Genomic DNA, 24462 nt, shown 5'->3' with positions numbered 1-24462 from the left:
CGCTGAACCCACCGCTGCCCTCGCCGGGTCCACCACCACGCCCGCCGGGCCCACCTCCACGCCCGCTGAACCCACCACCGCCCCCGCCGGGCCCACCACCGCTCCCGCCGGGCCCGCTGGACTCGGCTTCGTGTCCGCCGGGCCCGCTGATGTGCTCGAGGGCGGCGGGAAGCCCCGGGACCGCCGTCGTGTCGCCGTCGTCGCCGGTGTCGGGGTGCTGATCGCGGCCGTTCTCGCGGGTGCCGCGTACACCGTCGTCACCGTCCGCGGCGCGGACCGCGACCCGGGCGCACCCGTCTGGAGCCTGCCCAAGGCCGCCAAGCAGACGAAGCCGGCCGCCGGCACCGGGCTCCAGGGGATGCTGCTGCCGTACGACGACTCCTACGGGCGCGGCCCGGACATGGCCCAGTTCGGGTCGGACGCCGCGCTGTCCGGCCGGGAGGCGGAACTGCTGCGCGCGGAGTCGGTCAAGGACCTGCCGCGCTCCCAGCAGCGGGACCTCCAGCGGCAGTTCGACCGCAACCCGGTCAAGGGCATGGCGATGCGCAGCTACGTGAACACGGCGGTGCCGTACGGCAACACGTACACCATGCGCATCGTGCTGGCGCAGCTGGGCGGCCGGAACACGGTCCGCTCCCTGGCGGAGCAGCAGCAGGGGTACCTCGACGCGCTGAAGCTGCTGCGCAAGGGCCCCGCGATCAAGGGGTACGAGAACTCGACCGCGTGCTTCCTGGTGTCGTCCGGCTCGGCCGAGACACTGGACCTCATGTACTGCTCCGGCTACGTCGGCGACGTCCTGGTCACCGCCACGGCCACCGCGGCCAAGCCGCTGAACCAGCGGAGCGCCGCGGACATGGTCCGCGCACAGCTCGACCGCATCAAGGACCCGGGGGCATCGGTATGACCGTCAACGAGCCGGAACAGGCCGCACCGGTGGCCGCGGAGATCCCGGTGCCGCCGCTGCCCGAGGCGCCGCCCGAGCCCCCGAGGAAGGACCGGCGTCGGCTGCGGGCCGCGCTCCGCTGGGCCGCCGCGGTCGCCGTCTTCGCGGTCGCCGGGTCCGGGACGGCGTACGGCGTCAGCCTGCTCGACCGGACCGACGTACCTGGGCTCGCCACCCACTCCGACGGCCGCTGGGACTACCCCACGCTGGTGAAGCCGCCGCTGCCGGCCGGCAGCCCGGGACCGAACGACGACATCCGCAACCGGGCCGGCGCCCACTACGCCGACCTGCGGAAACTCGTACTGCCCGCGCCGGATGGCGCCACCGTGGACCCGGCGCTCAAGGGAACCGACGGCTGGCTGCCGACGAAGACCTTCCTCCAGGAGTTCGCGCACCCGGCGGACCGCACGGAGGTGGGCCAGAAGCTCACCGACAACGGGCTGCGGCACATCGCGGCCCGCGGCTGGACCACCCCCGACGGCACCCACACCCGGGTCTACCTGCTCCAGTTCGACACCGCGTCGATCGCCGAGCACATGCTCAGCAACGACTTCACGGGGTACGAGGCGCCCAAGTACCCGGTGCGCGGCGGCGACGCGTACGAGCGGGACCTGGGCTTCCCGGTGGCCGCCCACCTCGACCGCGTGCACACCGCCCCGATCCGCGAGAGCAAGCCGTACGGCGCCGAGGAGGTGCGGGAGGCGTACCTCGCCGCGGGTGACACGCTCGCCCTGATCGTGCAGTCCCGCAAGGGCAGCGCGCTCGCCGTGCCCTTCCAGCAGACCGTCACCCTCCAGGGCGAGCTGCTGAGCTGACCTCGCCAAGAGCCCGGGGGCCCGGCCGCGTAAGCTGGGCCCCGGCTCTGTGTACGCCCACCCTCGCTCAAGGAGCACCCGTGGAGATCTTCTTCGAAACCCTGCTGGTCCTGGTCTGCGTCGGCGTCATCGCCTTCGCCGGACTGACCGTGAAGAAGCTGTGCCAGGGCCAGCGCTGAACCACCCCGTCCAGGACCCCTGCTAGGAAACCGCCGCCATGATCGAGATTCCGTCCGACCTGCACAAGGACCTGGTCCCGCTCGCCTTCCTGCTGGGCAACTGGGCCGGCGCGGGCGTCCACGACTTCCCGGGTTCGGAGAAGTGCAACTTCGGCCAGGAGGTCACCTTCGGCCACGACGGCCGGGACTTCCTGGAGTACCACTCCCAGACCTGGGTGCTGGACAACGACGGGAACAAGGTCCGCCCGCTGGAGACGGAGCACGGCTTCTGGCGCATCGACGCCGACCGCAGGGTCGAGGTCACGATGACCCGCGACGACGGCGTGATCGAGATCTGGTACGGCGAGATGGCCGACAAGAAGCCCCAGATCGACCTCGTGACGGACGCCGTGGCCCGCACCGCCGCCTCCGCGCCCTACACCGGCGGCAAGCGCCTGTACGGCTACGTCAAGAGCGACCTGATGTGGGTCGGCGAGAAGCAGACCCCCGAGGTCGAACTCCGCCCCTACATGTCGGCCCACCTGAAGAAGGTCGTCACCCCGGAGGACGTCGAACGCTGGGCCAAGGCCCTCCCCGACGACATGCCGGACGACGGCATCGCGTTCTTCAAGTAGTTCCCGGGTCTGCTGGTAGCCCCGGACTTCGCGAGAGGTTCTAGACTTTCGGTGTGGTGAGCACCGACTGGAAGAGCGACCTCAGGCAGCGCGGCTACCGGCTGACGCCGCAGCGGCAACTCGTGCTCGAAGCCGTGGACACCCTTGAGCACGCGACCCCCGACGACATCCTCGGCGAGGTGCGGAGGACCGCGTCGGGGGTCAACATCTCCACGGTCTACCGGACCCTGGAGCTCCTGGAGGAGTTGGGCCTGGTCAGCCACGCCCATCTCGGGCTCGGGGCGCCGACCTACCACCTCGCCGACCGGCACCACCACATCCACCTGGTCTGCCGGGACTGCGAGAACGTGATCGAGGCCGACGTGGCGGTGGCCGCCGAGTTCACCGCCAAGCTGCGGCGGGAGTTCGGCTTCGAGACGGACATGAAGCACTTCGCGATCTTCGGGCGCTGCAAGGACTGTGTGCAGAAGACGGCCAGGACCGCGACCGTCGGGACTTCAATTACCGAGTCGTAGGCTTGGTCATATGAAGAGCCCCCTGCTGTCCCTGCCCGGTGCGGTGCCCGCCGAGGGCGTGGACGAAGGCGTCGCCGCCCACTACGGCGACCTGTTCCGCGAGCAGCGCGCCCTCGCCGACGGCACCGGCTTCGTCGACCTGTCCCACCGCGGGGTCGTCACGGTCACCGGCGAGGACCGGCTGAGCTGGCTGCACCTGCTGCTCACCCAGCACGTCAGCGAGCTGCCCACCGGCGAGGCCACCGAGGCCCTGATCCTCTCCGCGCACGGCCACATCGAACACGCGCTGTACCTGGTCGACGACGGCACCACGGTCTGGGCCCACGTCGAGCCCGGCACCGAGGAGGCGCTGATCGCCTACCTGGAGTCGATGAAGTTCTTCTACCGGGTCGAGGTCGCCGACCGCACCGCGGACTTCGCGGTCGTCCACCTCCCGGCCGGTTCCATCGCCGAGGCCCCGGACGGCGCCGTCGTACGCGAGACGGCGTACGGCCGTGACCTCTTCCTGCCCCGGGCGGAGCTGGAGCCGTTCGCCGCGAAGGCCGGTCCGGCCGCCGGGCTCCTCGCCTACGAGGCACTGCGCGTCGAGCACCACCGGCCCCGGCTCGGCTTCGAGACCGACCACCGCACCATCCCGCACGAGCTGGGCTGGATCGGCACCGCCGTGCATCTGCAAAAGGGCTGCTACCGGGGTCAGGAGACCGTCGCCCGGGTGCAGAACCTCGGCAAGCCGCCGCGCCGCCTGGTCTTCCTGCACCTCGACGGCAGCGAGGTGCACCTGCCGCCGCCCGGCACCGAGATCCGCGTCGCCGACGAGGGCGAGGACGGCCGGAAGATCGGCTTCGTGACCACGTCCGTGCGCCACTTCGAACTGGGTCCGGTGGCCCTGGCGTTGGTCAAGCGCAACGTCCCGGCCGACGCCCGGCTGGTCGCCGGGGAGACCGCGGCGGCGCAGGAAGTGATCGTCGAGCCGTAGGGCACGGGACGACGCCCCCCTTTCGAGGGGGGCTCACATCTCCAGCAGGACGGTGAACGGCCCGTCGTTGGTCAGCGACACCCGCATCTGCGCCCCGAACCGGCCGGTCGCCACGGTCGCGCCGAGCGACCGCAGCTGCGCGACCACCTCGTCCACCAGCGGCTCGGCGACGTCCCCGGGCGCGGCCGCGTTCCAGGTCGGCCGGCGTCCCTTGCGCGCGTCCCCGTACAGGGTGAACTGGCTGATCACGAGCAACGGCGCGGCGACGTCACTGCACGACTTCTCGTCCGCGAGCATCCGGACGGACCAGAGTTTCCGCGCCAGTTGAGCCGCCTTCTCCTTGGTGTCCGTGTGCGTCACCCCCACGAGCACACACAGCCCCTCGCCCTCGATCGCGCCCACCGTCTCGCCGTCCACGACGACACTGGCACCGTCCACCCGCTGAACCACCGCTCGCATGGCCACCATCATGCCCGGCGCCCGACCGGCCGCCACAGCGGGTGCATTATTGATCCTTAAGGCCCCATCTGCGGCCGTTCGGGGGCACTCGGTCACATAGCGGCCACTGGGGGTGGCACCATGCTTCCACACACCGGTCGAGGGGACGGTAGAGGCGTATGAGCACACCGAGTACCGGGCGACTGAAGGTGCAGGGCGCGCAGGGCGTGCCGAGCCTGCCCCGGCCGCCCGCACAGCGCTCCGAGGGCATCGCGCTGCCCGCGGAGCCGGCGGAGCACGACCTGACCCGCCTGAGCCTGCCCGAGCTGCGTGTCCTGCGCCGGGACGCCGTGCGCGACGAGGCGGACCTCAGCTATGTGCGACGGCTGCTCCAGGGCCGTATCGACATCCTGCGCGCGGAACTGGCCCGCCGCTCCCCGGCGGGCGCGGCCTCCGTGGTCGACCGCCTTCCGGAGATCCTCACGGACGCCCCGGCCCGCCACCGCTCCTCGGCCCGCCACGTCACCCTGGGCACCCCGCACAACGAGGAGTACGGCCGGCTGGCCGCCGAGATGCTGGCCGAGGTCGAACTCTCCGACCTCCAGGCCCGCACGGACCCGGAACTCACCACGGCGATGGGCCGCCTGATCCGCTACGAACAGGAGGTGTCCCGCCGAAGGCAGCACCTGCAACGCACGGCGGACGACTCCAGCGGAGAGATCACCAGGCGCTACCGGGACGGCGAAGCCCAGGTCGACGACCTGCTGACGTAAGACCAGGCGGGGTCCCCCGGGCCGAAGGCTGGGGGAGGAACTGCGCGACAGGCCCCTACTCGGCCGCACCCGAAAACCACTCAGCACCACCCCTGTCGAACACCTACCGTGAACGCATGACCGACCCCGTCGAAGTCCGCCCCATAACCGAACCCGAGCTCGCCGACTGGCACCGCGCACTGAAGACCGGCTTCCTGACCCAGCCCACCCTCACGGACGCCCAACTCGACGCCCGCCGAAGGCAGTTCGTGCCGGGCAGACTCCTGGGCGCCTTCGACGGCTCCCGCTGCGTGGCCACCTTCCGCTCCTTCGCGCAGGAACTCACGGCGGTCGGCGGTGCCGCGGTCCCCGCCGACGCCGTATCGAACGTCACGGTCAGCCCCACCCACCGCCGCCGCGGCCTGCTCACCCGCATGATGAGCCAGGACCTCGCCGCGGCGAAGGACCGCGGAGACGTCGTCGCGACGCTGATCGCCGCGGAGTACCCGATCTACGGCCGCTACGGCTTCGGCCCGGCGACCACCCTGACGGAGTGGAAGGTCGAGGTCCCGCGCACCGGCCTGGACCCCCGCTGGTCGCGCCCCGAGGACGGCGGCCGGATCGACCTCGTCGACGGCGAGGACATCCGCAAGCTCGGCCCCGAACTGCACGAACGCGTCCGCCGCGGCACGCCCGGCGCGGTCAGCCGGGACTGGCTGTGGTGGCGGGTGAACACCGGGGCCGTCCGCTTCGGCGACGACTGGACCGAGCCCTTCTACGCGGTGTACCGCTCCGCGTCCGGCGAGGTCGAGGGCATGGTGTCGTACGAGTCGGACGACAACTGGCACGACAAGCAGCCGTACAACACGGCGACGGTGAACTGGCTGCTCGGCGCCACCCCGGCGGCGGAGCGCGCGCTGTGGCACTACCTGTGCTCGATCGACTGGATCACCACCGTGACGAGCGGCTGGCGGTCGCCGGACGACCTGCTGCCGCACTACCTCCCCGACCCCCGTGCCGCGCGGATCACCACCCAGGCCGACTGGCTGTGGGTGCGGATCCTGGACGTCGTACGGGCCCTGGAGGCGCGGACGTACGACGCGACGGGGTCGCTGGTGCTGGCGGTGGCGGACCGGCAGGGGCTGGCCGGCGGCCGGTTCCGGCTGGACGCCTCCCCCGAAGGCGCGTCCTGCTCCCCGACCACCGACACCCCCGACCTCGCCCTCGACATCGCCGAGCTGGCGAGCGTCTGGCTCGGTGACCAGACCGTCGCGCGGCTGCACGCGCTCGGCCGGGTCCAGGAAGAGCGAGTGGGCGCCGCCCGGGAGGCCGACGCCCTGCTGCGCACATCCGGGCGGCCGTGGTGCCCGGACATCTTCTAGCGGTCCCCTTCCTCTCGGCGACGGTGCCTGAATCACCTTGTTCGGTTGTGGCTGTCCTGCTCATCCGTAGCGAGCTGCCTGAGCCGCCTGAGCTTTTCGAGCTGTGAAGTTGTGGCTGTGCGGGTCCTGCGGTCTTCGGTTGTCGGTGTTCAGTTGTGACTGTGCTGGTCGTGCGCCCCGTCGGCCGCCCTGGGTGACCGGGCTCCCGGCTCCCCTCCGGAAGGGAACTCGGTCGGCCAACCGACGAGGAAGTGTGACCATGTTGTAAGAGTTGGCGACCAACTCCACTGTACTTATCTCCGCTTGGAAGCGACTCATAACCACCTTCCCGCGAACTGCCTAAAGATGGCGGGAAGTTGTACCGTTTGTCTGTGGACCCCGAACACGCCTCCGCCAATGGACGGAAGAGGTCACAGACGCCTCTGGCGTCACATCGCGAGGTGGCCGACGCGCTGCGCACCCGGATCAGGTCCGGGGTGCTGCGGCCGGGCGAACGCATGCCCACGCAGGCCAAGCTGGCCGACGAGTTCGGGGTCGAGCGCGGGGCCGTCCGGCAGGCCCTGCGCATCCTCCAGTCGGAGCACCTGCTCACGAACGTGACGAAGGGCAGCCCGGCGACCGTGGCCAGGGGCCCGGGCCCGGCGGACCACGTCCTGGGGTCGGTGGCGCCGCCGCTGCCCACCATGGTGGGCCTCACGCCCCGGATAGAGGCGGCGTTCGCGGTGCCGCACGTGAAGATCGACGCGCTCTGCCTGACCTCGGTCTCCCTCAACCTCGCCCTCGGCGAGCCGTTGCGGTTCATCCACGCGGGGCTACTGGAACCGGCCAAGATCGACGTCCGGGTGCTGCTGCCCAGCCGGAACATCGACCTCGCGTTCCCGACGGCGGTGGACGCCTCGGCCGAGGACGCGGTGCACAACCGCTGGCTGGCCCAGCGCAACGCGCAGGGTCAGGTGCTGCGGCACAACCTGCTGGCGCTGCGCGCCACGCACGGCATCGACGTGCGCGTCACCTTCCGGGCGCTGCCCTTCACCCCGCCGGTCAAGCTGTACCTGCTCAACGGGGAAGAGGCGCTGTTCGCGTACTACACGCTGGGGCGCCACGAGCGGGAGATCGGCCACGAGCACCTGGAGACGTACGACGCCGAGGGCACGCAGTCGATGCTGTTCGCCTTCGAACGGGGCACCGGCCTGCGGGACACCAAGTTCGTGGAGCAGTCCACGCTCTGGTTCGACGCCCTGTGGGAGACGATCAGTTCGGAACTGGAGCTGACGGCCTGACATCCGCGGGGCGGGACCGCTACAGCGCGGGCCCGGCGAGTACCAGGGCGAGCAGGACGGCGCCTGCGGAGCTGAACGCCGGACTCTTGGCCTTGATGCCCACGGTCAGCAACAGCAGACCGATAATGCCAGTGGCACCGTACTTCGACTGGACGATCTGTTCGAAGCCGAGGACGAACACGGCGGAGAGAAGAGCGAGGGCGGCGGGCATGTCGGTTCCCCCATCGTCGGGAAGCGGAAGCTTCCACCAACTCGGAAAGTTGGTAACCAACTCTGATTATGTTGTCCCCAGTTGGCTGTAACTTATAACCAATCTTCAAACAACTCCCGCTAGATGGATCAAAGTTGTAGCGTTTGGTCGTGACCCAGGAGAACGTGGCAGTGAACACCGGCAGCACACCACAGGAGATCGCCGACACCCTGCGGGAGCGCATCCGCACGGGCGGCCTCAAGGTGGGCGACCGCCTGCCCACCCAGGCGGAACTGGCCGAGGAGTTCGGCGTGGAGCGCGGCGCCGTGCGCCAGGCCGTACGGGTGCTCCAGGACGACGGGCTGCTGACCAACGTCAGCAAGGGCAGCCCGCCCCGCATCGCCGAGCCGCCGTCCACGGCGCTCGACGAACCGCAGCCGACGATGGTGGGCCTCGGGCCCCGCATGACCGAGGCGTTCACCGCCCCGCACGTCCGTATCGACGCGGCCTGCCTGACCGCCCAGAGCCTGCTGCCGGCGCTCGCCGAACCGCTGCGCATGATCCACGAGGGCCGGATCCGCCCCGAGCGCATCGACGTCCGCGTGCTGCTGCCCAGCCGGGACATCCCGCTCGCCTTCCCGACGGCGGTCGAGGGCGACGACGACACCGTCCACACCCGCTGGCTCGGCATGCGCAACGCCCAGGGCCAGGTGCTCCAGTACAACCTCCAGGGCCTGCGCTCCACCCACAAGATCGACGTGAACGTCACCTTCCGCGCCCTGCCGTTCACCCCGCCGGTGAAGCTCTATCTGCTCAACGAGGCCGAGGCGCTCTTCGCGTACTACATGGTCACGCGCCGCGAGGAACAGACCGAGGCCGGCATGCTCGACATGTACGACGCCGTGGGCTCGGAGTCCCTGCTCTTCTCCTTCGAGAAGCGGGCCGGCCACCGCGACGCCGCGTTCGTGGACCAATCCCAGATGTGGTTCGACGCCCTCTGGGAAACCATCACCACGGACCTGACACTCTCCTAGTGACTTCTGATACGACGCAGACTGAACCGGTGACGGCCGACAGCGAGAACGCGACCGAGGAACTCACGGAACTGATCAGAAGCGCCCGTGTCGTCCTATGGGACTTCGACGGGCCGATCTGCCGTCTGTTCGCGGGCCACTCGGCGGAACTGGTCGCCGACGGCCTGGTGGCGTGGCTGGAGAGCCGGGGCCTGCGCGGCCTGGTCACGGACACCGAGCGCGACTCGCTCGACCCGCACCTGGTGCTGCGCGCAGTGGACCGCCGGCACCCCGGCAGCGACCTGGTCGCGGAACTGGAGGAACGTCTCACCAAGGAGGAACTGCGGGCCACCTCGACGGCGATGCCGACGGAGTACGCGGACGTCCTGATACAGACCTGGCGGGCGCTGGGCGCGCGCATGGCGGTCACCACCAACAACTCACCCCGGGTGGTCCGCGCCTACCTCGACGACCGCGACCTGACCTCCTGCTTCGCCCCGCACATCTACGGCCGCACCCAGGACCTGCACCGCCTCAAACCCGACCCGCACTGCCTCAACCGCGCCCTCAGCGCGATGGGCGCCGCCCCCGGCGCGGCCCTGATGATCGGCGACTCACCCACGGACCTGGAGGCGGCACGCGGCGCCGGGGTGCCGTTCCTCGGCTACGCGCGTAACGAACGGAAGGCCAAGCTCCTGACCGAAGCGGGCGCGGCCCACGTCGTCGCCTCCCTGGAACCCGTACTGGACCTGCTGCGACCGTAGGCGCCGTGCCCCGCGCCCGCCGCCGCCTGCGGATCCATGCCGTCAGGGACGCCAGTAACCCGGCGGACCAGATGACCAGTTGACTGAGATCCAGCTGCACCTCGACACCGAGCACGTGGACCGTCACGGCTAGCCACCCCCCCTCGCACCGCGAACTCAGGCAACCGCTCAAGTCGACCAGTTGACTGAGAAGTTGACTGCTCTCAGCGAGAATTCCCAGTCAACTAGATCCAGTAACCGGTGAGGCCGGCTGACTGCTTGCCTGACCGAAAGTTGTTTGCCGCAAGTCGCCGACAGGTACGTACTCGATGTGGCCAGGCAGGGGAACGAGGGCGGGGGTGTGGTCCAGCGGGTGTCGGCGGAGCTCCGGCTCCGGATCTCCGACGGCGACTACCCGCTGAACTCCTATCTGCCGTCGCAGGAGTCGCTCGCGACGGAGTTCGGGGTGTCCCGCGACACCGTCCAGCGGGCGCTGCGCATCCTGCGTTCGGAAGGCTGGATCGAGTCCCGCCAGGGCAAGGGCTCCCGGGTCGTGCGGCGCCAGCACATCCAGTCCTCCGCCCCCCGGGCCACCCGCTCCCGCCATCCCATGACCCTGGGCCCGCTCATCGGCGAGGCCTTCGAACGCGACGAGGTCGCCCTCGACATCGCGACCTTGACCTCGGAGAGCCTGGACGCGCACATCAGGGTCCAGGCCGAGCGCATCCGGGCCCGCATCATCGCCCCCCGGAAGATCACCCTGCGCATGATCCTGCCGGCCGAGACACTGGCCATGCCCTACCCGCGGAACACGGACGACCGCGACGATCCGCGGCTGCTGCGGCGCCTGCATGCCATCACCCGGACCCACGCCGGCTCCCTGCGCACCGTCCTGGACCAGCTCCGCACCGAGAACCTGGTGCCGTCGGTCGACCTGGAGATCCGCCGCACCGAACTCGCCCCGACCTTCAAGCTCTACGTCATCAACCACGACGAGGTCCTGCACGGCTTCTACGAGCCGATCCCGCGCACGGTGATCCTGGAGGACGGCACCGAGGTGGAGGCCGTGGACGTGCTGGGCCTCGGAGCGACCCTCACCCATCACGTCCGGGACGCGGACCCCGGCTCGGCCGGCTCGGCCTTCGTCGACAACGCGACCAGATGGTTCGAGTCGGTCTGGAACCTGCTCGCTTTTCAGCCGTAGCCTCCGGGTGATCCGGAGAGGTCTCCGCTGCGCTAGAGTGCGAAACCGTCTGAGCAACCGCTCGGTTGCGTGCGTATGAGTGGGTGGCCAAAAGCGCCAGTCGCGGACGACCGCACCGATGGGCGACCGTACAAGCGAGCGACCCTTCACCCTTCAGGGTCACTCCATCGCCCCTCCAGTCGTGTCGTGCGTCACCTGGCAATACCGTTTCCCTTCCCGATCCACGCGATACCGCGCGCGTACCATCCCCCGGAGCGACCTGTGGGTGCACCGTCTGTTCCCGCTGTCGTCATCGGGAGAGACACCGGCAGGCCCCTGCCCGATGACGAGTACGAAGCGTTCCTGGGTCACGCGGCGGAACGCGGACTGGCGAGCAACGGCTTCCACAACCAGAACTACGTCCTTCCCCTGACGGAGCCGATGGCCCGCCTGCTGGGGCGGGAACCCGGGCCGGCGGTGACCGTCCGGGTGCGCAGGACCGACGCCCTCTCCGTGGTGATCCGGACCTGGGACAACGAGGCGCGGATCCTGCGGGCGATCAAGGGCGTGCTGCCGAACGTGCCCGAGTGCCTCTTCGAGGGGAATCGCTTCACCATCCACAGCTTCGTGGACGGTGTGCCGCTCTCCAGCGTCTGCGAGAACGGCACACCGGTCGACGCCGTCCTGTTGAAGGACCTGGCGGGGCTGCTCGCCGGGATGACCCAGGTGCGCGGTGCGGCACTGCCGCCGCTGCCGTCTCTGTGGCCGCGCAACCACGGTGACAGCCAGGCCTTCCTGCGGACGCTGGCCCGGATGGCGGATCTCCAGATCCGTCAGGCCAACGGCCCCGCCTTCGGCTGGCTGTTCGCGGCCCTGGGCATTCCCGAGGACGCCCTGCTCCGTTTCGCCGACCGGGTTCCCGTGCTGACCCGGCGCCCGTACAGCCTCCTCCACGCCGATCTCCACCGCGACAACCTGATCACCTCGCCGACCGGCGGACCCCTGATCACCTGCGTGGACTGGGAGCTGGCCACCTTCGGGGACCCCCTGCACGACCTCGCGACCCATCTGGTGCGAATGCACTACCCCGACCACCAGTGGGACGACGTCGTGGAGGCATGGGTGGCCGCCATGCGGGCGGTGCGGCCCACCGCGACCCACGGGGTGACCAAGGACCTGCGGCACTACGTGGACTTCGAGCGGGCCCAGTCCGTCTATCCGGACGTCATGCGGGCGGCGAAGTCCTTGCAGGAGTCCTTCGACGAGAGGAACCTCCAGGAGGCGACGAAGGCCGTCCGCCGTGCGCTGGAGGCGGCAGCCGAACCGCTGCGGCTGCGCACGGTGCCGGGCGTCCGGGAGATCGAGCACGTCCTGTTCCGTTGGGCCGCGTCCACACCGGCCGACGGGGCCGGCCGGCGGGGCCGGACCGCTGGGGTCATGGAATGGCGTCAGGACCGGAGGGTGCCCGAGCACCCGGACTTCCCACACTCCGCGGTGCGGGCGGCCCTGTTCCTGGAGGGCACCGCACCGGCCCGCCAGGTGTTCAAGGGCACCGCCCACCTGAATTCGGTGATCCGGGTGCCGGGCATCGACTTCCCGGTGGTGATCCGCCGCAAGGTGCCGCACGTCCGCCGACGGGAGCGCAGCTACCTCAGCGAGCACGCGGTGCTGCGGGCGATCGAGCGCTCCGCGGTCGCGGTGGCCGCCCCTCGCGTCCTGGGGCTGGGGGAGAGCCACTCCCGCTACCTCTTCGCCTACTCCCGGGACCGCTTCGCCATCCACACCTACGAGGGCCCGGCGGACACCGACCGCAAACCCGACCACCCGGTGCACGGACTCCTCCCGCACGAGGCCGACGGACTGGTCGACCAGCTGGCCGCGCTCACCGGGGTCGACCACACCCAGCTCGATCCGGCGGCGGGCGAGCCCGACTTCTACGGCTGGCTGAGCGAGCAGCTCGTCGCCCTGGTCGCCGGACTTCCCAAGGAGTCCCAGCAACTGGTGCGCTTCCTGGGCCTTCCCGGCGCCGCCCGGCTGCGGGAGATCCTCGCCCGGCACCAGGTCAGCCGCCGGGACCCGGCCCTGCTGCACGGCGACCTCAACCCCTGGAACCTGGTACGCCGTGACGACCGGTTCGCGCTGACCGTCATCGACTGGGAGATGGCCCTGGTCGGCGACCCGCTGTACGACCTGGTGCGGCACATGCATCTGACGCCCACCCGGCCGGAGATCAGGGACCGGATGTTCCGGCGGTGGGAACGCGGGCTGGACCCCAGGTTCACCCGCGACTGGCAACGCGACTGGCGGGTGTACCGCTGGATCGAGATCATCCGCTCCGCCTACGTCGACCTGGACCGCCTGGTCACCGGGGCGAGCCTGGACGCGCCCAACGTCCGCCGAGCCGTCGACTCGTACGCCATGACCCTGATGGCGGCCACGGGTTCCATGGGCCTGTCCGTCCGAGCGACGGCGAACCCCCATCTTGCCCGGGCCCTGGCCTAGCGGGAACATGAGTGCTCCGTCTCGCGGGGCCCCGCGGTGGGGGAACGGGACGTGCCCGAGGACGACCACGACCCCAAGGGATACCGGACGGACCTGAACGTGTGGTCCCGGGACGGGGCGGCCGAGGCGGCCGTGGTGACCTGGATCAAGCACTTCGACGATCTGTGGTTCCTCGCCGGCCGCCGCACCGGTGCCGGGCCACCCCGGCCTGACCCGCTCCCTGCGTAGGCTCGGTCCCATGGGTGAGATGGGCCTGCGGGAGCTGAAGAAGCGGCGGATGTACGAGGACGTGTCGGACGTCGCCGTGCGGCTGTTCCTGGCGAAGGGGTTCGACGCGGTGTCGGTCGCCGAGGTGGCCGCCGCGGCCGGGATCTCCAAACCGACGCTGTTCCGGTACTTCCCCGCCAAGGAGGACCTGGTCCTGCACCGGATCGCCGACCACGAGACGGAGGCCGCCCGGCTGGTCGCGGGAGCCACCGGCACGGACTCGCCGGTCGGCGTGCTGCGCGCCCGCTTCCTCTCCGGCCTCGCCCACAACGACCCGGTCACCGGCCTCAACGACCACCCCCAGGTCCTCGCCTTCCACACCCTCCTCAACAGCACCGCCACGCTCGTCGCCCGCCGGCACGCCTATCTGGAGCGGTCCGAGGCGGCGCTCGCCGAGGCGTTGGGCGGCACCCTGGACGCCCGGCTGGCCGCCGGCCAGATCATCGCCGTACAGCGGATCCTCGCGCAGGACAACTGGCGCCGGATCGCGGCGGGGGAGCGGGTCGAGGACGTGCGGGAGGACGCGGTGCGGGCGGCGGAACGGGCGTTCGGGCGGCTGGAACGGGCGCTGGCCACCCGGTGACCTGGTGTCCGGTGAGCCGGTGAGCCGGTGTCCGGTGGCCTGGTGACCCGGTTGCCGGGAAGTCCCCTGAGGCTCGGTTAAAAATGTAACTCGGTCACGTTTTCTCGTCTACGCTGTCCCCATGCAGCAGGAACTCGACCGTGAACGCGCCTACCACGACACCTGCCGAGCCGCCCTCGCCCGCATGGTCGAGGGCGCCGAAGAGCACGTCGTCACCGGCGAGGACGTGTCCGCCTCCGGCGCCGACGCCGAGGTGCTCGGGTACCGGCTGCGCAGCCGGGCCAAGGAGATGCGGGAGCTGCCGGAAGGGCCGCTGTTCTTCGGCAAGCTGGACTTCGAGGCGGGCGAGCACGCCGGGCAGAGCTACCGCATCGGGCGGCTGCGGATCAGCGAGGAGCCGACCGCCCCGCCGCTCGTCGTCGACTGGCGTGCCCCGGTCTCCCGCGCCTTCTACCAGGCCGGCCCCGAGGACCCCCAGGGCGTCGCGGTCCGGCGCCGGTTCGGCTGGGCCCCCGGCAGCCGCGGCGACTCCGCCGACCTCACGGGCATGGAGGACGAACGGCTCGGCAAGGGGGAGTCGGGGACCGGCACCCTCCTCACCCAGGAGATCGAACGCCCCCGGGTCGGCCCCATGCGTGACATCGCCGCCACCATCCAGCCCGACCAGGACGACCTGGTACGCGCCGGCCTCACCGACTCCGTCTGCGTCCAGGGCGCCCCGGGCACCGGGAAGACCGCCGTCGGCCTGCACCGCGCCGCCTACCTCCTCTACACCCACCCCCAGCGTGTCCGCCGCTCCGGTCTGCTCATCCTCGGCCCCAACCGCACCTTCCTCTCGTACATCTCCGAGGTGCTGCCCGCCCTCGGCGAGACCGGCGTACGCCAGACCACCCTCCACGAGGAGATCGCCCGGCACCCGGTCACCGCGACCGACCCGGACCGCACCGCCACGCTCAAACACGACCCCCGGATGGCGGAGGTGCTGCGCCGGGCCCTGTACGCGCACGTCTCCACGGCCGGCGTCACCGCGCTGTCGCTGTCCGACGGCACCTACACCTGGCGGGTGGCCGCCGGCACCCTGACGCGGATCGTCGAGGAGGTACGGGACGAGGAACCGCCGTACGCCGTCGGCCGCGAGCGGGTACGGGGGCGCGCGATGCGCGCCGTACAGCTGCTGGCCGAACGCCGGGCGGGGCCGCAGCCGGCCGGCTGGACCCGCCGCCTGGAACGCTCACGGGCGATGGGCGCCTACCTCGACACGGTCTGGCCGAAGGTCCGGCCGGAGGAGGTGGTGGCCGAACTCCTCACGGACGCCTCGGTGCTGGCCCGGGCCGCCGATGGGCTGTTCACCCCGGCCGAACAGCGGCACCTGCGCCGGCCCCGGCCGCCGCGCTCCTACAGGTCCGCCCGCTGGTCGGCCGCCGACCTGGTCCTCCTGGACGAGGTCGCCGGACTCGTGGAACACCCCGAGGGGTACGGGCACATCGTCGTCGACGAGGCCCAGGACCTCTCTCCCATGGAGTGCCGGGCGATCGCCCGCCGGGCCGCCTTCGGCTCCCTCACCGTCCTCGGCGACCTGGCCCAGGCCACCACACCCTGGTCGGCGCGGAGCTGGGACACCGTGCTGCGCCATCTGGGCAAGCCGGACGCCCGGGTCGTCCCGCTCACCACGGGCTTCCGCGTCCCGGCGGCGGTCGTGGACCTCACCAACCGGCTGCTGCGGCGGCTGGGCACGGACGTACCGCCGGCCAGGTCGTTCCGGACGGACGGGGAGCTGACCCTGCGCCCGACGGAGGACCTGCACGCGACGACGGTCACCGCGGTCCGGGAGGCCCTGGCCCGGGAGGGCTCGGTGGGGGTGATCACGGCGGACGGCGAGACGGCCGCCGTACGCGACGCCCTGACGTCCGCGGGCATCACCCCGGCGGACGCCCGGGTGGCCGTCGTTCCGGCGAGCACGGTGAAGGGCCTCGAGTACGACCACGTGGTCGCCGTGGAACCGGCGGCGGTCGCGGAGGCGGAGGAGAGGGGACCCCACAGGCTGTACGTGGTCCTGACCCGCGCGGTCTCCCGCCTGGACGTGATCCACACGAGACCGCTGCCGTTCTGACACGCGCCGGCGACGGCGGACCGCGCGGTCCAGGAGGAACGGCTGAGGTCCCACCGCGAACGTACGGACCGGCGGCCCTCACCGGTACGTTCGGCTCCATGGCTGACGAGTGTTACGGGCATCCACGTCTCGCCGCGCTCTACGACGCCCTCGACCCCGACTCACGTGGCCGGGCCGCCGGGATTGACCTGGGCGGTGGCTGCTCGCGATGCTCGGCCCAGGTCCAGACCCCTGTGACGGAAGGATCCGCCCGTGTCCGCTTCCCCTCCCCCTGCCGACCGGGCCGTCGCGCTCCTGCGCGGACTCGGAGCCGCGGAGATCAGCCATCCGGGCGGCACCCTGCTCGTGCATCTCCAGCGCGTGCACCGCCGGCTCGCCGCCTGGGGTGCCCGGCCCGCGCTCCAACTGGCCGGGCTGTGCCACGCGTTCTACGGCACCGACGGTTTTCCCGCCGCCCTGCTGCCCCTGGAGCGGCGGGCCGAACTCGCCGAGGTGATCGGCGCGGAGGCCGAAGGGATCGTGTACCTCTACGCCTCGTGCGACCGGAAGGCCACCTATCCGGCTCTCCCGGACCCCGACGCCGCCTTCCGCGACCGGTTCACCGGACACGACGGTGTTCCCGGCCCGCGGCTGTGCCGGGACTTCGCCGAACTGACCGCGGCGAACGAGCTCGACCTCGCCGGCGTCGACCCGGCCTTCCACGAGCGGTGGGCGGCCGCGCTCCTCGCCCTGTTCACCCGTTTCCGCCCGCTGCTGAGCGAACCGGCCTGGGCCGCCTGCCACACCGTCCTCGCGCCGGAGCCCCGCCCGCAGGGCTGATGCCCCGTACCGGACAGGCGCGGCCCTCCGCCCGGCGGGCTCCTACTGCGGCAGCTCCAGGACGTCGGCGATCACGCAGCTGATGTTGTCGGGGCCGCCGGATCCGTTGGCGAGGGTGACGAGTTCACGGACGGCCTGTTCGGGTTCGCCGGTCCCGGAGAGCACCCGGTGGATGTCCTGGGTCGGCACGACGGTCGACAGGCCGTCGGAGCAGAGCAGGTAACGGTCGTCCCGCCGGGCGTCGTGGAGACGCATGTCGGGCGTGGTGTCGGCGCCGTGGCCCAGGGCGCGTACCAGCAGCGACCGCTGGGGGTGGGACGCGGCCTCTTCGGGGCTGAGGCGCCCTTCGTCGACCATCGACTGGACCATGGTGTGGTCGTGGGTGATCTGGAACAGCTCGCCGTCGCGCAGCAGGTAGACACGGGAGTCGCCGATGTGGACGAGGGCCAGCTGCGAGCCGGTCCAGAGCATGGCGGTGAGTGTCGTGCCGGTGTCCTCGGACGAGGGGCCGCTCCCGGCGACGTCGTGCACGGCCCGCTGGGCCTGTTCGACGACGTCCTCGAGGACGTTGAGGAGACCGTCGGCCGGGACGCTGTCGGTCTCGATGTGTTTGAGCGCCTCGACGGCGGCCGCGCTGGCCGGTGCTCCCTGGCTGCCGCAGCCGTCGGCGACGGCGAGCAGGCGGGGGCCGGCGTAGGCGGTGTCCTGGTTGCTCTCGCGGACCAGGCCCTTGTCCGAGAGGGCGGCGTAGCGGATGCCCAGGGGCGTGGCGGTCGAAGACATGGCGGGGTCCTTCCGGGACAGGTGGTCGATGAGGAAGGTGGCCAGGTCCCGCCGGGCGGCGGTGTCGGCTTCGACCTGCGCCCAGAACGCGCGGATCTCCTGGGCCGCCTCGACCGCGCTCAGCGTGTGGACGTGCCGGATGCGGGCCAGGGGCATCCCCAGCCGGCGGAGCCACGCGACCGTCCGGGCCTGCTCCAACTGCTCCGGCGCGTACAGGCGGTAGCCGGTGACCGGGTCGACCCGGGCGGGCGTCAGCAGGCCGAGCTCGTCGTAGAGACGCAGTGCCTTCGGCGACAGCCGGGACGCCCTCGCGAACACCCCGATGGTCAGCAACCCCATGGCCGGTCCCTCCTCATGCCGAGCCCATCGCCCGGCCCCCCGATGCTGCGGGCTTCCCCAAGGTGAAGGTCAACCACGGTCTCCGTCCAGAGCGGCGAGGGGGCACACGGCCATCCGGGTATGACACGGCGCACTTTTGCAAGCGGGTGCTTGCAATTGTTAGCGGGGGTGGGGCACTGTGGAGGCATGGCATCGCTCAACGTCGGCAATCTCGGTGAGTATCTGCGCGAACAGCGGCGCAACGCGCAGCTGTCGCTCAGGCAGCTCGCCGATGCCGCCGGGGTGTCCAATCCGTATCTGAGCCAGATCGAGCGCGGGCTGCGCAAGCCGAGCGCGGAGGTGCTCCAGCAGGTCGCCAAGGCCCTGCGGATCTCCGCCGAGACGTTGTACGTACGCGCCGGGATCCTCGACGCCGAGCGGGATCTGAGCGAGGTGGAGACCCGTGCGGCCATCCTCGCCGACCCCACGCTCGACGAGCGGCAGAAGCAGGTGCTGCTACAGATCTACGAGTCGTTCCGCAAGGAGAACGGCTTCGGGTCCGGCGACACCGCGGACGCCGTCGACGCCGGTGACGCCGGCGAAGGCGATGCCAGGAGTGAGAACGACAGCGAGACCGACAGCGAGAACGACAGTGCATCCGGTCCGCGGCGGACGGCCGGATGAGCCGGCCAAGCGCGCCGGCCGCCGCGCCGCGGACCACAAAACCCTCAGCCGAACGTGAATCCGGGAGGACCATCACCATGGCCATCACCGACGACCTGCGCAAGACCCTCAGCGACCCGACTCCGCTCTACTTCGCCGCCGGCACCGCCGACCTGGCCCTCCAGCAGGCCAAGAAGGTCCCCGGACTGGTCGAGCAGCTGCGCACCGAGGCCCCGGCCCGCATCGACGCCGTGCGCAACACCGACCCGAAGTCCGTGCAGGAGAAGGCCACCGCCCGCGCGAAGGAGGCCGGTGCCAAGGCCAAGGAGGCACAGGCCACCCTCCAGACCCGGGTCAACGACTTCATCGTCTCCCTCGACGGCGACCTCAAGAAGCTCGGCGAGTCCGCCCAGGACTTCGCCCTGCGCGGGGTCGGCGTGGCCGCCGAGTACGCCGTCAAGGCCCGCGAGACCTACGAGAAGGTCGCCGAGCACGGCGAGCAGGCCGTGCGGACCTGGCGCGGCGAGGCCGCCGAGGAGATCGAGGACCTGGCCATCGTCGTCGAGGGCAAGCCCGAGCAGCAGGCCGGCGTCAAGGAGCAGCCGAAGAAGGCCGAGGAGCCCAAGGCCGCCGAGGCCAGGCCGACCGCGGTGAAGAAGGCCCCGGTCGCCAAGAAGGCCCCGGCCCCCCGCAAGGCCACCCCCACGGCCAAGAAGACCACCCCGCCGGCCAAGTAGAGGCCGTAAGGGCCGTAAGGGCCGTATCAGCGGTACGGGCGGGCCGGGCACCTTGAGGGTGCCCGGCCCGTTCTACGGGTACGGTGGCCGCGTAGGGATCGGGAGAGAGCGGGTGGTGGCAGCATGCTGATGCTGGGGTTCGCAGGGTTCCTGGGACTGCTGAAGATCGTCCTGATGGCCCTGGCCGCGTTCGGGCTGTTCGACGCCGCGTTCCGGCGTGAGGACGCCTTCCGCGCGGCCGACAAGCAGAACAAGGTCTTCTGGCTGGTCATCCTGGCCATCGCCCTGGTGGTCAGCTACCTGTTCTCGATCCTCTCCATCCTCCCGATCGCGGGCGTGGTGGCGAGCATCGTCTACATCGTCGACGTCCGGCCCGCGGTCAAGCAGGTCTCGGGCGGAGGCGGCGGCTGGCGAGGCCGCCGCGGCGGCAGCAGCAGCGACGGCCCGTACGGCCCCTACAACGGCGGCCGCTGAGGCGCCCCGCAAGGGGCGCGGGGAACTGCGCGGCCGGCCACGAAGCACCCGCACTCGGCACACCGCGACGGCCGTACGGTTTATGCAACGGCGGCCGCTGAGGCGCCCCGCAAGGGGCGCGGGGAACTGCGCGACCGGCCACGACGCACCCGCACTCGGCACACGGCGACGGCCGTACGGTTTATGCAACGGCGGCCGCTGAGGCGCCCCGCAAGGGGCGCGGGGAACTGCGCGACCGGCCACGACGCACCCGCACCCGGCTGAGGCAGGAGCCCCTACGGCGGGTCGCCGGCCTCAGACCCCCCGGTCCAGCAGCACGACGGCCACGTCGTCCGTCAGCTCGCCCCCATTGAGCTGCCGCACCTCGTTCACCGCCGCCCGCAGCAACGCCTCACCGGTCAGCCCGGCGCCCAGCTGCCGCCGCACCATCTCGACCATCCCCTCCTGGCCCAGCCGCTCGCCGCCCGTGCCCACCCGGCCCTCGATCAGCCCGTCGGTGTAGAGCATCAGGCTCCACTCGGCCCCCAGCTCCACCTGCATCCGCGGCCACCGGGCACCCTTCAGCAGCCCCAGCGCCGGCCCGTTGTTGTCGTACGGCAGCAGCTCGGCCGGCCGCCCCGGCCGGGCGACCAGCGGCGCCGGGTGCCCGGCCAGGCACAGGCCCGCCCGGCGCCCGTCCGGCGCTATGTCGACCGTGCAGAGGGTCGCGAAGATCTCGTCGTCGGAGCGCTCGTGCTCCAGCACCTCCTGGAGCGTGCCGAGCAGCTCGTCACCGCACAGCCCCGCCAGGGTCAGCGCCCGCCAGGCGATGCGCAGCTCCACGCCGAGCGCGGCCTCGTCCGGGCCGTGTCCGCAGACGTCGCCGATCATCGCGTGCACGGTCCCGTCGGGCGTGCGCACGGTGTCGTAGAAGTCGCCGCCGAGCAGCGCCCGCGAGCGGCCGGGGCGGTAGCGCGCGGCGAACCGCAGCGAGGAGCCGTCCAGCAGCGGCGTGGGCAGCAGGCCGCGCTCCAGGCGCCGGTTCTCCTGCGCCCGCATCCGCCCCTCCGCGAGCTTGCGCTCGGTGGTGAGGGAGCGTTTGCGCTCGACGGCGTACCGGATGGCTCGGCTCAGCAGCCGGCCGTCCAGCTCGTCCCGGAAGAGGTAGTCCTGCGCGCCCACGCGCACGGCCTCGGTGCCGCGCTCGGTGTCACCGGAGGCGGTGAGCGCGAGGACGGCATGGCGGGGCGCGAGCTGGAGCACGTGCCGCAGCACGGCCAGCTCGTCGGCGTCGGCACCGGCATCGGCACCGGTACCGCCGTCGGTGGCGGTGCCCACGCTCACGCGGCCCGGCGCCGGCAGCGCCAGGTCCAGCAGGATGCAGTGGACGTCGTCGGTCAGCAGCCGCTCGGCCTCGGTGAGGTTGCGGGCGGTACGGATCCGGATCGAGGTGCCGGACGCGTCCCGCAGCTCGGGCAGGATCGGCGAGCCGGCCGGATCGTCCTCGATCAGCAGCAGGGTGAGAGTGGTGCCGCCTGCGTTCGTGGCGACGGCTTCCGTGCGGTGGGCCTCTTCCTTGAGGGGGCCGCCGTCCTGTGCGGGCGCGGCGGCCGGCGCCTGACCACTCTCCACGGCCGGGATCGCTCTCTGCCGCGGTACGGGTACGGGCATCGTGTCGGGTTCCTTCCCTCCCCCCGAGGGCACGGCGGGACGAGGGACTCGACCCACCGACCGGGACCATAGCGGTACTGGCCACCGCAACGGAATGGTGTGAGCCGCGTCGCTCCGTATCAGGCCACTGTCATATGCCGTCTGCCGTACGGCAGTTGGGCGGCCGGGTGGTCGGACGGGGATGACGAAGGTCACGTGCCGCTCGGGTTTGAGGGCGTGTTGGCGTGCGCCGGGTCACATGACACAGCTCACGAAAGGGACATTACGCGTCCGGCCGTACCACTCCGAGGATGGGCATCGCCCCGGCGCCCCCGATCGACACCGTCCGCCCCGGGCGCGGTGCCTGGATGATCGCGCCGTCCCCGATGTACAGGGCGACATGGCTGGCGTCGTCGAAGTAGATGATCAGGTCGCCGGGGCGCATGTCCTTCACGTCGACGTGCTTGAGCTGCTTCCACTGCTCCTGCGAGGTGCGCGGGATCGGCTTCCCGGCGCTCGCCCAGGCCTGCGAGGTCAGTCCGGAGCAGTCGTACGAGTCCGGGCCCTCGGCACCCCATACGTACGGTTTGCCGATCTGGGCGGTGGCGAACGCGATCGCCTGCCGGCCCGCGGCGGACGCCTTGCCGTGGATCTCGCCGAGTATCCCGGTGTCCAGCCAGGCGGTCTGCGCCTGGTAGGCCGCCTCCCGCTCCAGTTCGGCGAGACGCTTCTTCTGCTTCTTCTCGAGTTTCGACTGGAGTTCCTCGGCGGCCGCGATCCGCTCGGTGATCTTCTTCTTCGCCGCGGCCTTCGCCTTGCGCCCGGCCTCCAGCTTGTTCCACTGCCCGGCCGCGTCCGCCGCGTACTGCTTCAAGTCCTGCTGGGTCTGGGTCAGTTCCCTGATCAGGCCCTTGGCGGCGCGCTGGCCCTGGAGCACCCGCCCGGCCCCGTCCAGGAACTGCGAGGGGTTGTCGCTCAGCACCAGCTGCGCGCTGTCCGGCAGGCCGCCGGTGCGGTACTGGGCCGCCGCCGCCCGGCCCGCGCGCTGCTTCAACCGGTCCAGTTTCCGCTGCCCTTGGACGATCTTCTTCGCCAGCTGGACGATCTGGGCGGACTGCTTCCGGGCGGCTTCCTCGGCGGCGTTGTAGGCGTCGGTGGCGACGGCCGCGTCGTGGTAGAGATCGTCCAGTTTCTGCCGTACCGCCTCCAGGTCCTTGTCGGGCGGCAGGGTCACCGACGGGCTGGGGGAAGCGCTCGCGCCGGGCGTGGCGCTCGCCGAGGGTGTCGGGTCCGGTGCCGCGAACGCCGTGCCGGGGGCCGCCAGTACGGTCGCCGCGCAGACCACGGTCACCGCCGTCGCCAGGATCCCGCGCCCGCCCGGCCGGACGGTGTGCTTGTCCGGTCCCATGCCCCGACCCCCAAAACTGATTAACCGTCAGTAACTTACGACACGTGGAGGATCGTGCCACGCTGCGTCGTAAAGCGACAGGGGTGACGGCAGGTGGGTTCCTCCCCGCTTTCCCCCGGGACATGACGGTCTCCCCGCCTTTGTGACGTACGACTCACCGAGATCGTTCCCGCCCCCGTACCGCGTCCCGTGTCAGGCGGCCGGTGCCAACGCCCCCCACGCCACCGTCACTTCCCCCTGCCGCCAGCGCACCGGCGAGTCCGTCACCGGCCAGTCGGCCGTCAGGTCCCGCACCGCCCGGATCCACCGCTGCCGGGCGCCGTACGACGCGTAGGGCGCGGCCGCCGCCCAGGCGCGGTCGAAGTCCCGCAGGAACGCGTGCACCGGCTCGCCCGGCACGTTGCGGTGGATCAGCGCCTTCGGCAGCCGTTCGGCGAGGTCCGACGGCCGCTCCAGCGATCCCAGCCGGGTCGCGAAGGTCACCGTGCGCGGCCCCTCCGGCCCGAGCGCGACCCACACGTGCCGCCGCCCGATCTCGTCACAGGTCCCCTCGACCAGCAGCCCGCCGGGCGCGAGCCGCGCGCACAGCCGCTCCCAGACGCCGGCGACCTCGATCTCGTCGTACTGCCGCAGCACGTTGGCGGCTCGGATCAGCGACGGCCGCGCCGGCACCGGGATCTCGAAGCCGCCGTGCCGGAAGACCAGGCCGTCCCGCTCGTAGGGCTTCGCGGCGGTCACCCGTGCGGGCTCGATCTCCACACCGACGACCCGGGCGCGTGGCGCGACGGTCCGCAGCCGTCCGAGGAGTTCCACGGCGGTCCAGGGCGCGGCCCCGTACCCGAGATCGATGGCCAGAGGTTCACGGGTGCGCCGCAGCTCGGCGCCGTGGACCGCGGCGATCCACCGGTCCATCCGGCGCAGCCGATTGGGGTTCGTGGTCCCGCGCGTCACCGTCCCCACGATGGGCGTCCCCCCGCTTGAGCGACGCCGAGAGTGGGGGAGGGGGGCGCGGGTGGTCATGCGTACGAGGGTAATTGCGACGAGCGCCCGCCACCCGCACGCATCCCACCCTCGAACGGTTGAGCGACAGTAGGTAATCTGTCGGCAAAATTGACCGCCCCCGGAATGGGAACTCGTCCTCGTGCT

The 24462-nt window shown here is 71.4% G+C and carries 25 protein-coding genes; 19 read left to right on the top strand and 6 right to left on the bottom strand.

Annotated elements, in window-relative coordinates; translation table 11 throughout:
- The 5 genes from AAW13_RS13645 to ygfZ all read left to right on the top strand — a co-directional run.
- On the top strand, positions 1-904 hold a 904-nt coding region (locus AAW13_RS13645), incomplete at its 5' end, for a hypothetical protein (RefSeq protein ID WP_338059045.1).
- Positions 901-1758: a hypothetical protein gene (locus tag AAW13_RS13640; RefSeq protein ID WP_046732056.1), complete on the top strand. Its 858-nt coding sequence runs from the start codon at positions 901-903 to the stop codon at positions 1756-1758. The genes AAW13_RS13645 and AAW13_RS13640, both read left to right, overlap by 4 nt.
- A gap of 217 nt (positions 1759-1975) precedes the next feature.
- Positions 1976-2551 (top strand): heme-binding beta-barrel domain-containing protein, encoded by a 576-nt coding sequence (locus AAW13_RS13635; protein WP_046732054.1) that lies wholly within the window; start codon positions 1976-1978, stop codon positions 2549-2551.
- 53 nt (positions 2552-2604) lie between these two features.
- Positions 2605-3066, top strand: a complete 462-nt coding sequence (locus AAW13_RS13630; protein WP_046732053.1) for a Fur family transcriptional regulator — start codon at positions 2605-2607, stop codon at positions 3064-3066.
- Positions 3067-3076: 10 nt separating this feature from the next.
- Positions 3077-4042 (top strand): CAF17-like 4Fe-4S cluster assembly/insertion protein YgfZ, encoded by a 966-nt coding sequence (gene ygfZ / locus AAW13_RS13625; RefSeq protein ID WP_046732052.1) that lies wholly within the window; start codon positions 3077-3079, stop codon positions 4040-4042.
- A 33-nt stretch (positions 4043-4075) separates the two neighbouring features.
- Here the strand turns inward: ygfZ and dtd are convergent, their stop codons facing one another.
- Positions 4076-4501 (bottom strand): D-aminoacyl-tRNA deacylase, encoded by a 426-nt coding sequence (dtd, locus tag AAW13_RS13620; RefSeq protein WP_046732065.1) that lies wholly within the window; start codon positions 4499-4501, stop codon positions 4076-4078.
- A 158-nt stretch (positions 4502-4659) separates the two neighbouring features.
- Between dtd and AAW13_RS13615 the strand changes: the two genes are divergently transcribed.
- The 3 genes from AAW13_RS13615 (at position 4660) to AAW13_RS13605 (ending at position 7894) form a co-directional block, all read left to right on the top strand.
- On the top strand, positions 4660-5253 hold the full coding sequence (locus AAW13_RS13615) for an RsiG family protein (protein WP_046732051.1): 594 nt from the start codon (positions 4660-4662) through the stop codon (positions 5251-5253).
- A gap of 116 nt (positions 5254-5369) precedes the next feature.
- On the top strand, positions 5370-6614 hold the full coding sequence (locus AAW13_RS13610) for a GNAT family N-acetyltransferase (protein ID WP_046732050.1): 1245 nt from the start codon (positions 5370-5372) through the stop codon (positions 6612-6614).
- A gap of 365 nt (positions 6615-6979) precedes the next feature.
- Entirely contained in the window at positions 6980-7894 is a 915-nt protein-coding gene (locus tag AAW13_RS13605) for a GntR family transcriptional regulator (RefSeq protein WP_046732049.1), read from the top strand.
- 19 nt (positions 7895-7913) lie between these two features.
- Here the strand turns inward: AAW13_RS13605 and AAW13_RS13600 are convergent, their stop codons facing one another.
- Positions 7914-8105 carry a hypothetical protein gene (locus AAW13_RS13600; protein WP_046732048.1) on the bottom strand — a complete coding sequence of 64 codons (192 nt, stop codon included), beginning with the start codon at positions 8103-8105 and terminating at the stop codon, positions 7914-7916.
- A gap of 143 nt (positions 8106-8248) precedes the next feature.
- On the opposite strand from AAW13_RS13600, the gene AAW13_RS13595 reads away from it, so the two are divergent.
- The 8 genes from AAW13_RS13595 to AAW13_RS13560 all read left to right on the top strand — a co-directional run bounded on the left by AAW13_RS13595 (position 8249) and on the right by AAW13_RS13560 (position 17304).
- Positions 8249-9118, top strand: a complete 870-nt coding sequence (locus AAW13_RS13595) for a FadR/GntR family transcriptional regulator (RefSeq protein ID WP_046732047.1) — start codon at positions 8249-8251, stop codon at positions 9116-9118.
- A gap of 29 nt (positions 9119-9147) precedes the next feature.
- Entirely contained in the window at positions 9148-9861 is a 714-nt protein-coding gene (locus tag AAW13_RS13590; RefSeq protein WP_240528614.1) for an HAD family hydrolase, read from the top strand.
- A 310-nt stretch (positions 9862-10171) separates the two neighbouring features.
- A complete protein-coding gene (locus AAW13_RS13585; RefSeq protein ID WP_046732046.1) occupies positions 10172-11044 on the top strand; it encodes a winged helix-turn-helix domain-containing protein in 873 nt (290 codons plus the stop codon).
- 261 nt (positions 11045-11305) lie between these two features.
- Entirely contained in the window at positions 11306-13525 is a 2220-nt protein-coding gene (locus AAW13_RS13580) for a phosphotransferase family protein (protein ID WP_420855458.1), read from the top strand.
- A gap of 51 nt (positions 13526-13576) precedes the next feature.
- Positions 13577-13753 carry a hypothetical protein gene (locus tag AAW13_RS45910; RefSeq protein ID WP_167391712.1) on the top strand — a complete coding sequence of 59 codons (177 nt, stop codon included), beginning with the start codon at positions 13577-13579 and terminating at the stop codon, positions 13751-13753.
- A 10-nt stretch (positions 13754-13763) separates the two neighbouring features.
- Positions 13764-14375 carry a TetR family transcriptional regulator gene (locus AAW13_RS13570; protein ID WP_046732044.1) on the top strand — a complete coding sequence of 204 codons (612 nt, stop codon included), beginning with the start codon at positions 13764-13766 and terminating at the stop codon, positions 14373-14375.
- Positions 14376-14496: 121 nt separating this feature from the next.
- Positions 14497-16485 (top strand): HelD family protein, encoded by a 1989-nt coding sequence (locus AAW13_RS13565; protein WP_046732043.1) that lies wholly within the window; start codon positions 14497-14499, stop codon positions 16483-16485.
- A 252-nt stretch (positions 16486-16737) separates the two neighbouring features.
- Positions 16738-17304, top strand: a complete 567-nt coding sequence (locus tag AAW13_RS13560) for a DUF6817 domain-containing protein (protein ID WP_046732042.1) — start codon at positions 16738-16740, stop codon at positions 17302-17304.
- Positions 17305-17346: 42 nt separating this feature from the next.
- Here the strand turns inward: AAW13_RS13560 and AAW13_RS13555 are convergent, their stop codons facing one another.
- Positions 17347-18426 carry a MerR family transcriptional regulator gene (locus AAW13_RS13555; RefSeq protein ID WP_046732041.1) on the bottom strand — a complete coding sequence of 360 codons (1080 nt, stop codon included), beginning with the start codon at positions 18424-18426 and terminating at the stop codon, positions 17347-17349.
- A gap of 186 nt (positions 18427-18612) precedes the next feature.
- On the opposite strand from AAW13_RS13555, the gene AAW13_RS13550 reads away from it, so the two are divergent.
- The 3 genes from AAW13_RS13550 (at position 18613) to AAW13_RS13540 (ending at position 20279) form a co-directional block, all read left to right on the top strand.
- Positions 18613-19089, top strand: coding sequence for a helix-turn-helix domain-containing protein (locus tag AAW13_RS13550; protein ID WP_046732040.1), 477 nt, complete (start codon positions 18613-18615; stop codon positions 19087-19089).
- Between the two features lie 77 nt (positions 19090-19166).
- A complete protein-coding gene (locus AAW13_RS13545) occupies positions 19167-19805 on the top strand; it encodes a hypothetical protein (protein ID WP_046732039.1) in 639 nt (212 codons plus the stop codon).
- 123 nt (positions 19806-19928) lie between these two features.
- A complete protein-coding gene (locus AAW13_RS13540; protein ID WP_046732038.1) occupies positions 19929-20279 on the top strand; it encodes a DUF2516 family protein in 351 nt (116 codons plus the stop codon).
- A gap of 294 nt (positions 20280-20573) precedes the next feature.
- On the opposite strand, the gene AAW13_RS13535 is transcribed toward AAW13_RS13540, so the two are convergent.
- The 3 genes from AAW13_RS13535 to AAW13_RS13525 all read right to left on the bottom strand — a co-directional run bounded on the left by AAW13_RS13535 (position 20574) and on the right by AAW13_RS13525 (position 24336).
- Positions 20574-21929: a PP2C family protein-serine/threonine phosphatase gene (locus tag AAW13_RS13535; protein ID WP_046732037.1), complete on the bottom strand. Its 1356-nt coding sequence runs from the start codon at positions 21927-21929 to the stop codon at positions 20574-20576.
- Positions 21930-22191: 262 nt separating this feature from the next.
- Entirely contained in the window at positions 22192-23316 is a 1125-nt protein-coding gene (locus tag AAW13_RS13530) for a C40 family peptidase (RefSeq protein ID WP_046732036.1), read from the bottom strand.
- A gap of 192 nt (positions 23317-23508) precedes the next feature.
- Complete coding sequence (locus AAW13_RS13525) at positions 23509-24336, bottom strand: class I SAM-dependent methyltransferase (protein WP_071659533.1); 828 nt, start codon at positions 24334-24336, stop codon at positions 23509-23511.
- Positions 24337-24462 lie beyond the last annotated feature (126 nt).

This window comes from Streptomyces humi, from assembly GCF_001005085.2.
Classification (GTDB): Bacteria; Actinomycetota; Actinomycetes; order Streptomycetales; family Streptomycetaceae; genus Streptomyces; species Streptomyces humi.
The sequence above is the reverse complement of the archived record's forward strand: the minus strand, read 5'-3'. Positions and strand labels throughout refer to the sequence as shown.

Bases quoted from the DNA above. Each gene is read 5' to 3' on its own strand.
- AAW13_RS13600 (WP_046732048.1), bottom strand. From the start codon at position 8,105: ATGCCCGCCGCCCTCGCTCTTCTCTCCGCCGTGTTCGTCCTCGGCTTC.
- AAW13_RS13530 (WP_046732036.1), bottom strand. From the start codon at position 23,316: ATGGGACCGGACAAGCACACCGTCCGGCCGGGCGGGCGCGGGATCCTG.
- AAW13_RS13535 (WP_046732037.1), bottom strand. From the start codon at position 21,929: ATGCCCGTACCCGTACCGCGGCAGAGAGCGATCCCGGCCGTGGAGAGT.
- AAW13_RS13555 (WP_046732041.1), bottom strand. From the start codon at position 18,426: ATGGGGTTGCTGACCATCGGGGTGTTCGCGAGGGCGTCCCGGCTGTCG.
- AAW13_RS13635 (WP_046732054.1), top strand. From the start codon at position 1,976: ATGATCGAGATTCCGTCCGACCTGCACAAGGACCTGGTCCCGCTCGCC.
- ygfZ (WP_046732052.1), top strand. From the start codon at position 3,077: ATGAAGAGCCCCCTGCTGTCCCTGCCCGGTGCGGTGCCCGCCGAGGGC.
- AAW13_RS13550 (WP_046732040.1), top strand. From the start codon at position 18,613: ATGGCATCGCTCAACGTCGGCAATCTCGGTGAGTATCTGCGCGAACAG.
- AAW13_RS13615 (WP_046732051.1), top strand. From the start codon at position 4,660: ATGAGCACACCGAGTACCGGGCGACTGAAGGTGCAGGGCGCGCAGGGC.
- AAW13_RS13640 (WP_046732056.1), top strand. From the start codon at position 901: ATGACCGTCAACGAGCCGGAACAGGCCGCACCGGTGGCCGCGGAGATC.
- dtd (WP_046732065.1), bottom strand. From the start codon at position 4,501: ATGCGAGCGGTGGTTCAGCGGGTGGACGGTGCCAGTGTCGTCGTGGAC.
- AAW13_RS13565 (WP_046732043.1), top strand. From the start codon at position 14,497: ATGCAGCAGGAACTCGACCGTGAACGCGCCTACCACGACACCTGCCGA.
- AAW13_RS13610 (WP_046732050.1), top strand. From the start codon at position 5,370: ATGACCGACCCCGTCGAAGTCCGCCCCATAACCGAACCCGAGCTCGCC.
- AAW13_RS13540 (WP_046732038.1), top strand. From the start codon at position 19,929: ATGCTGATGCTGGGGTTCGCAGGGTTCCTGGGACTGCTGAAGATCGTC.
- AAW13_RS13525 (WP_071659533.1), bottom strand. From the start codon at position 24,336: ATGACCACCCGCGCCCCCCTCCCCCACTCTCGGCGTCGCTCAAGCGGG.
- AAW13_RS13545 (WP_046732039.1), top strand. From the start codon at position 19,167: ATGGCCATCACCGACGACCTGCGCAAGACCCTCAGCGACCCGACTCCG.
- AAW13_RS13570 (WP_046732044.1), top strand. From the start codon at position 13,764: ATGGGTGAGATGGGCCTGCGGGAGCTGAAGAAGCGGCGGATGTACGAG.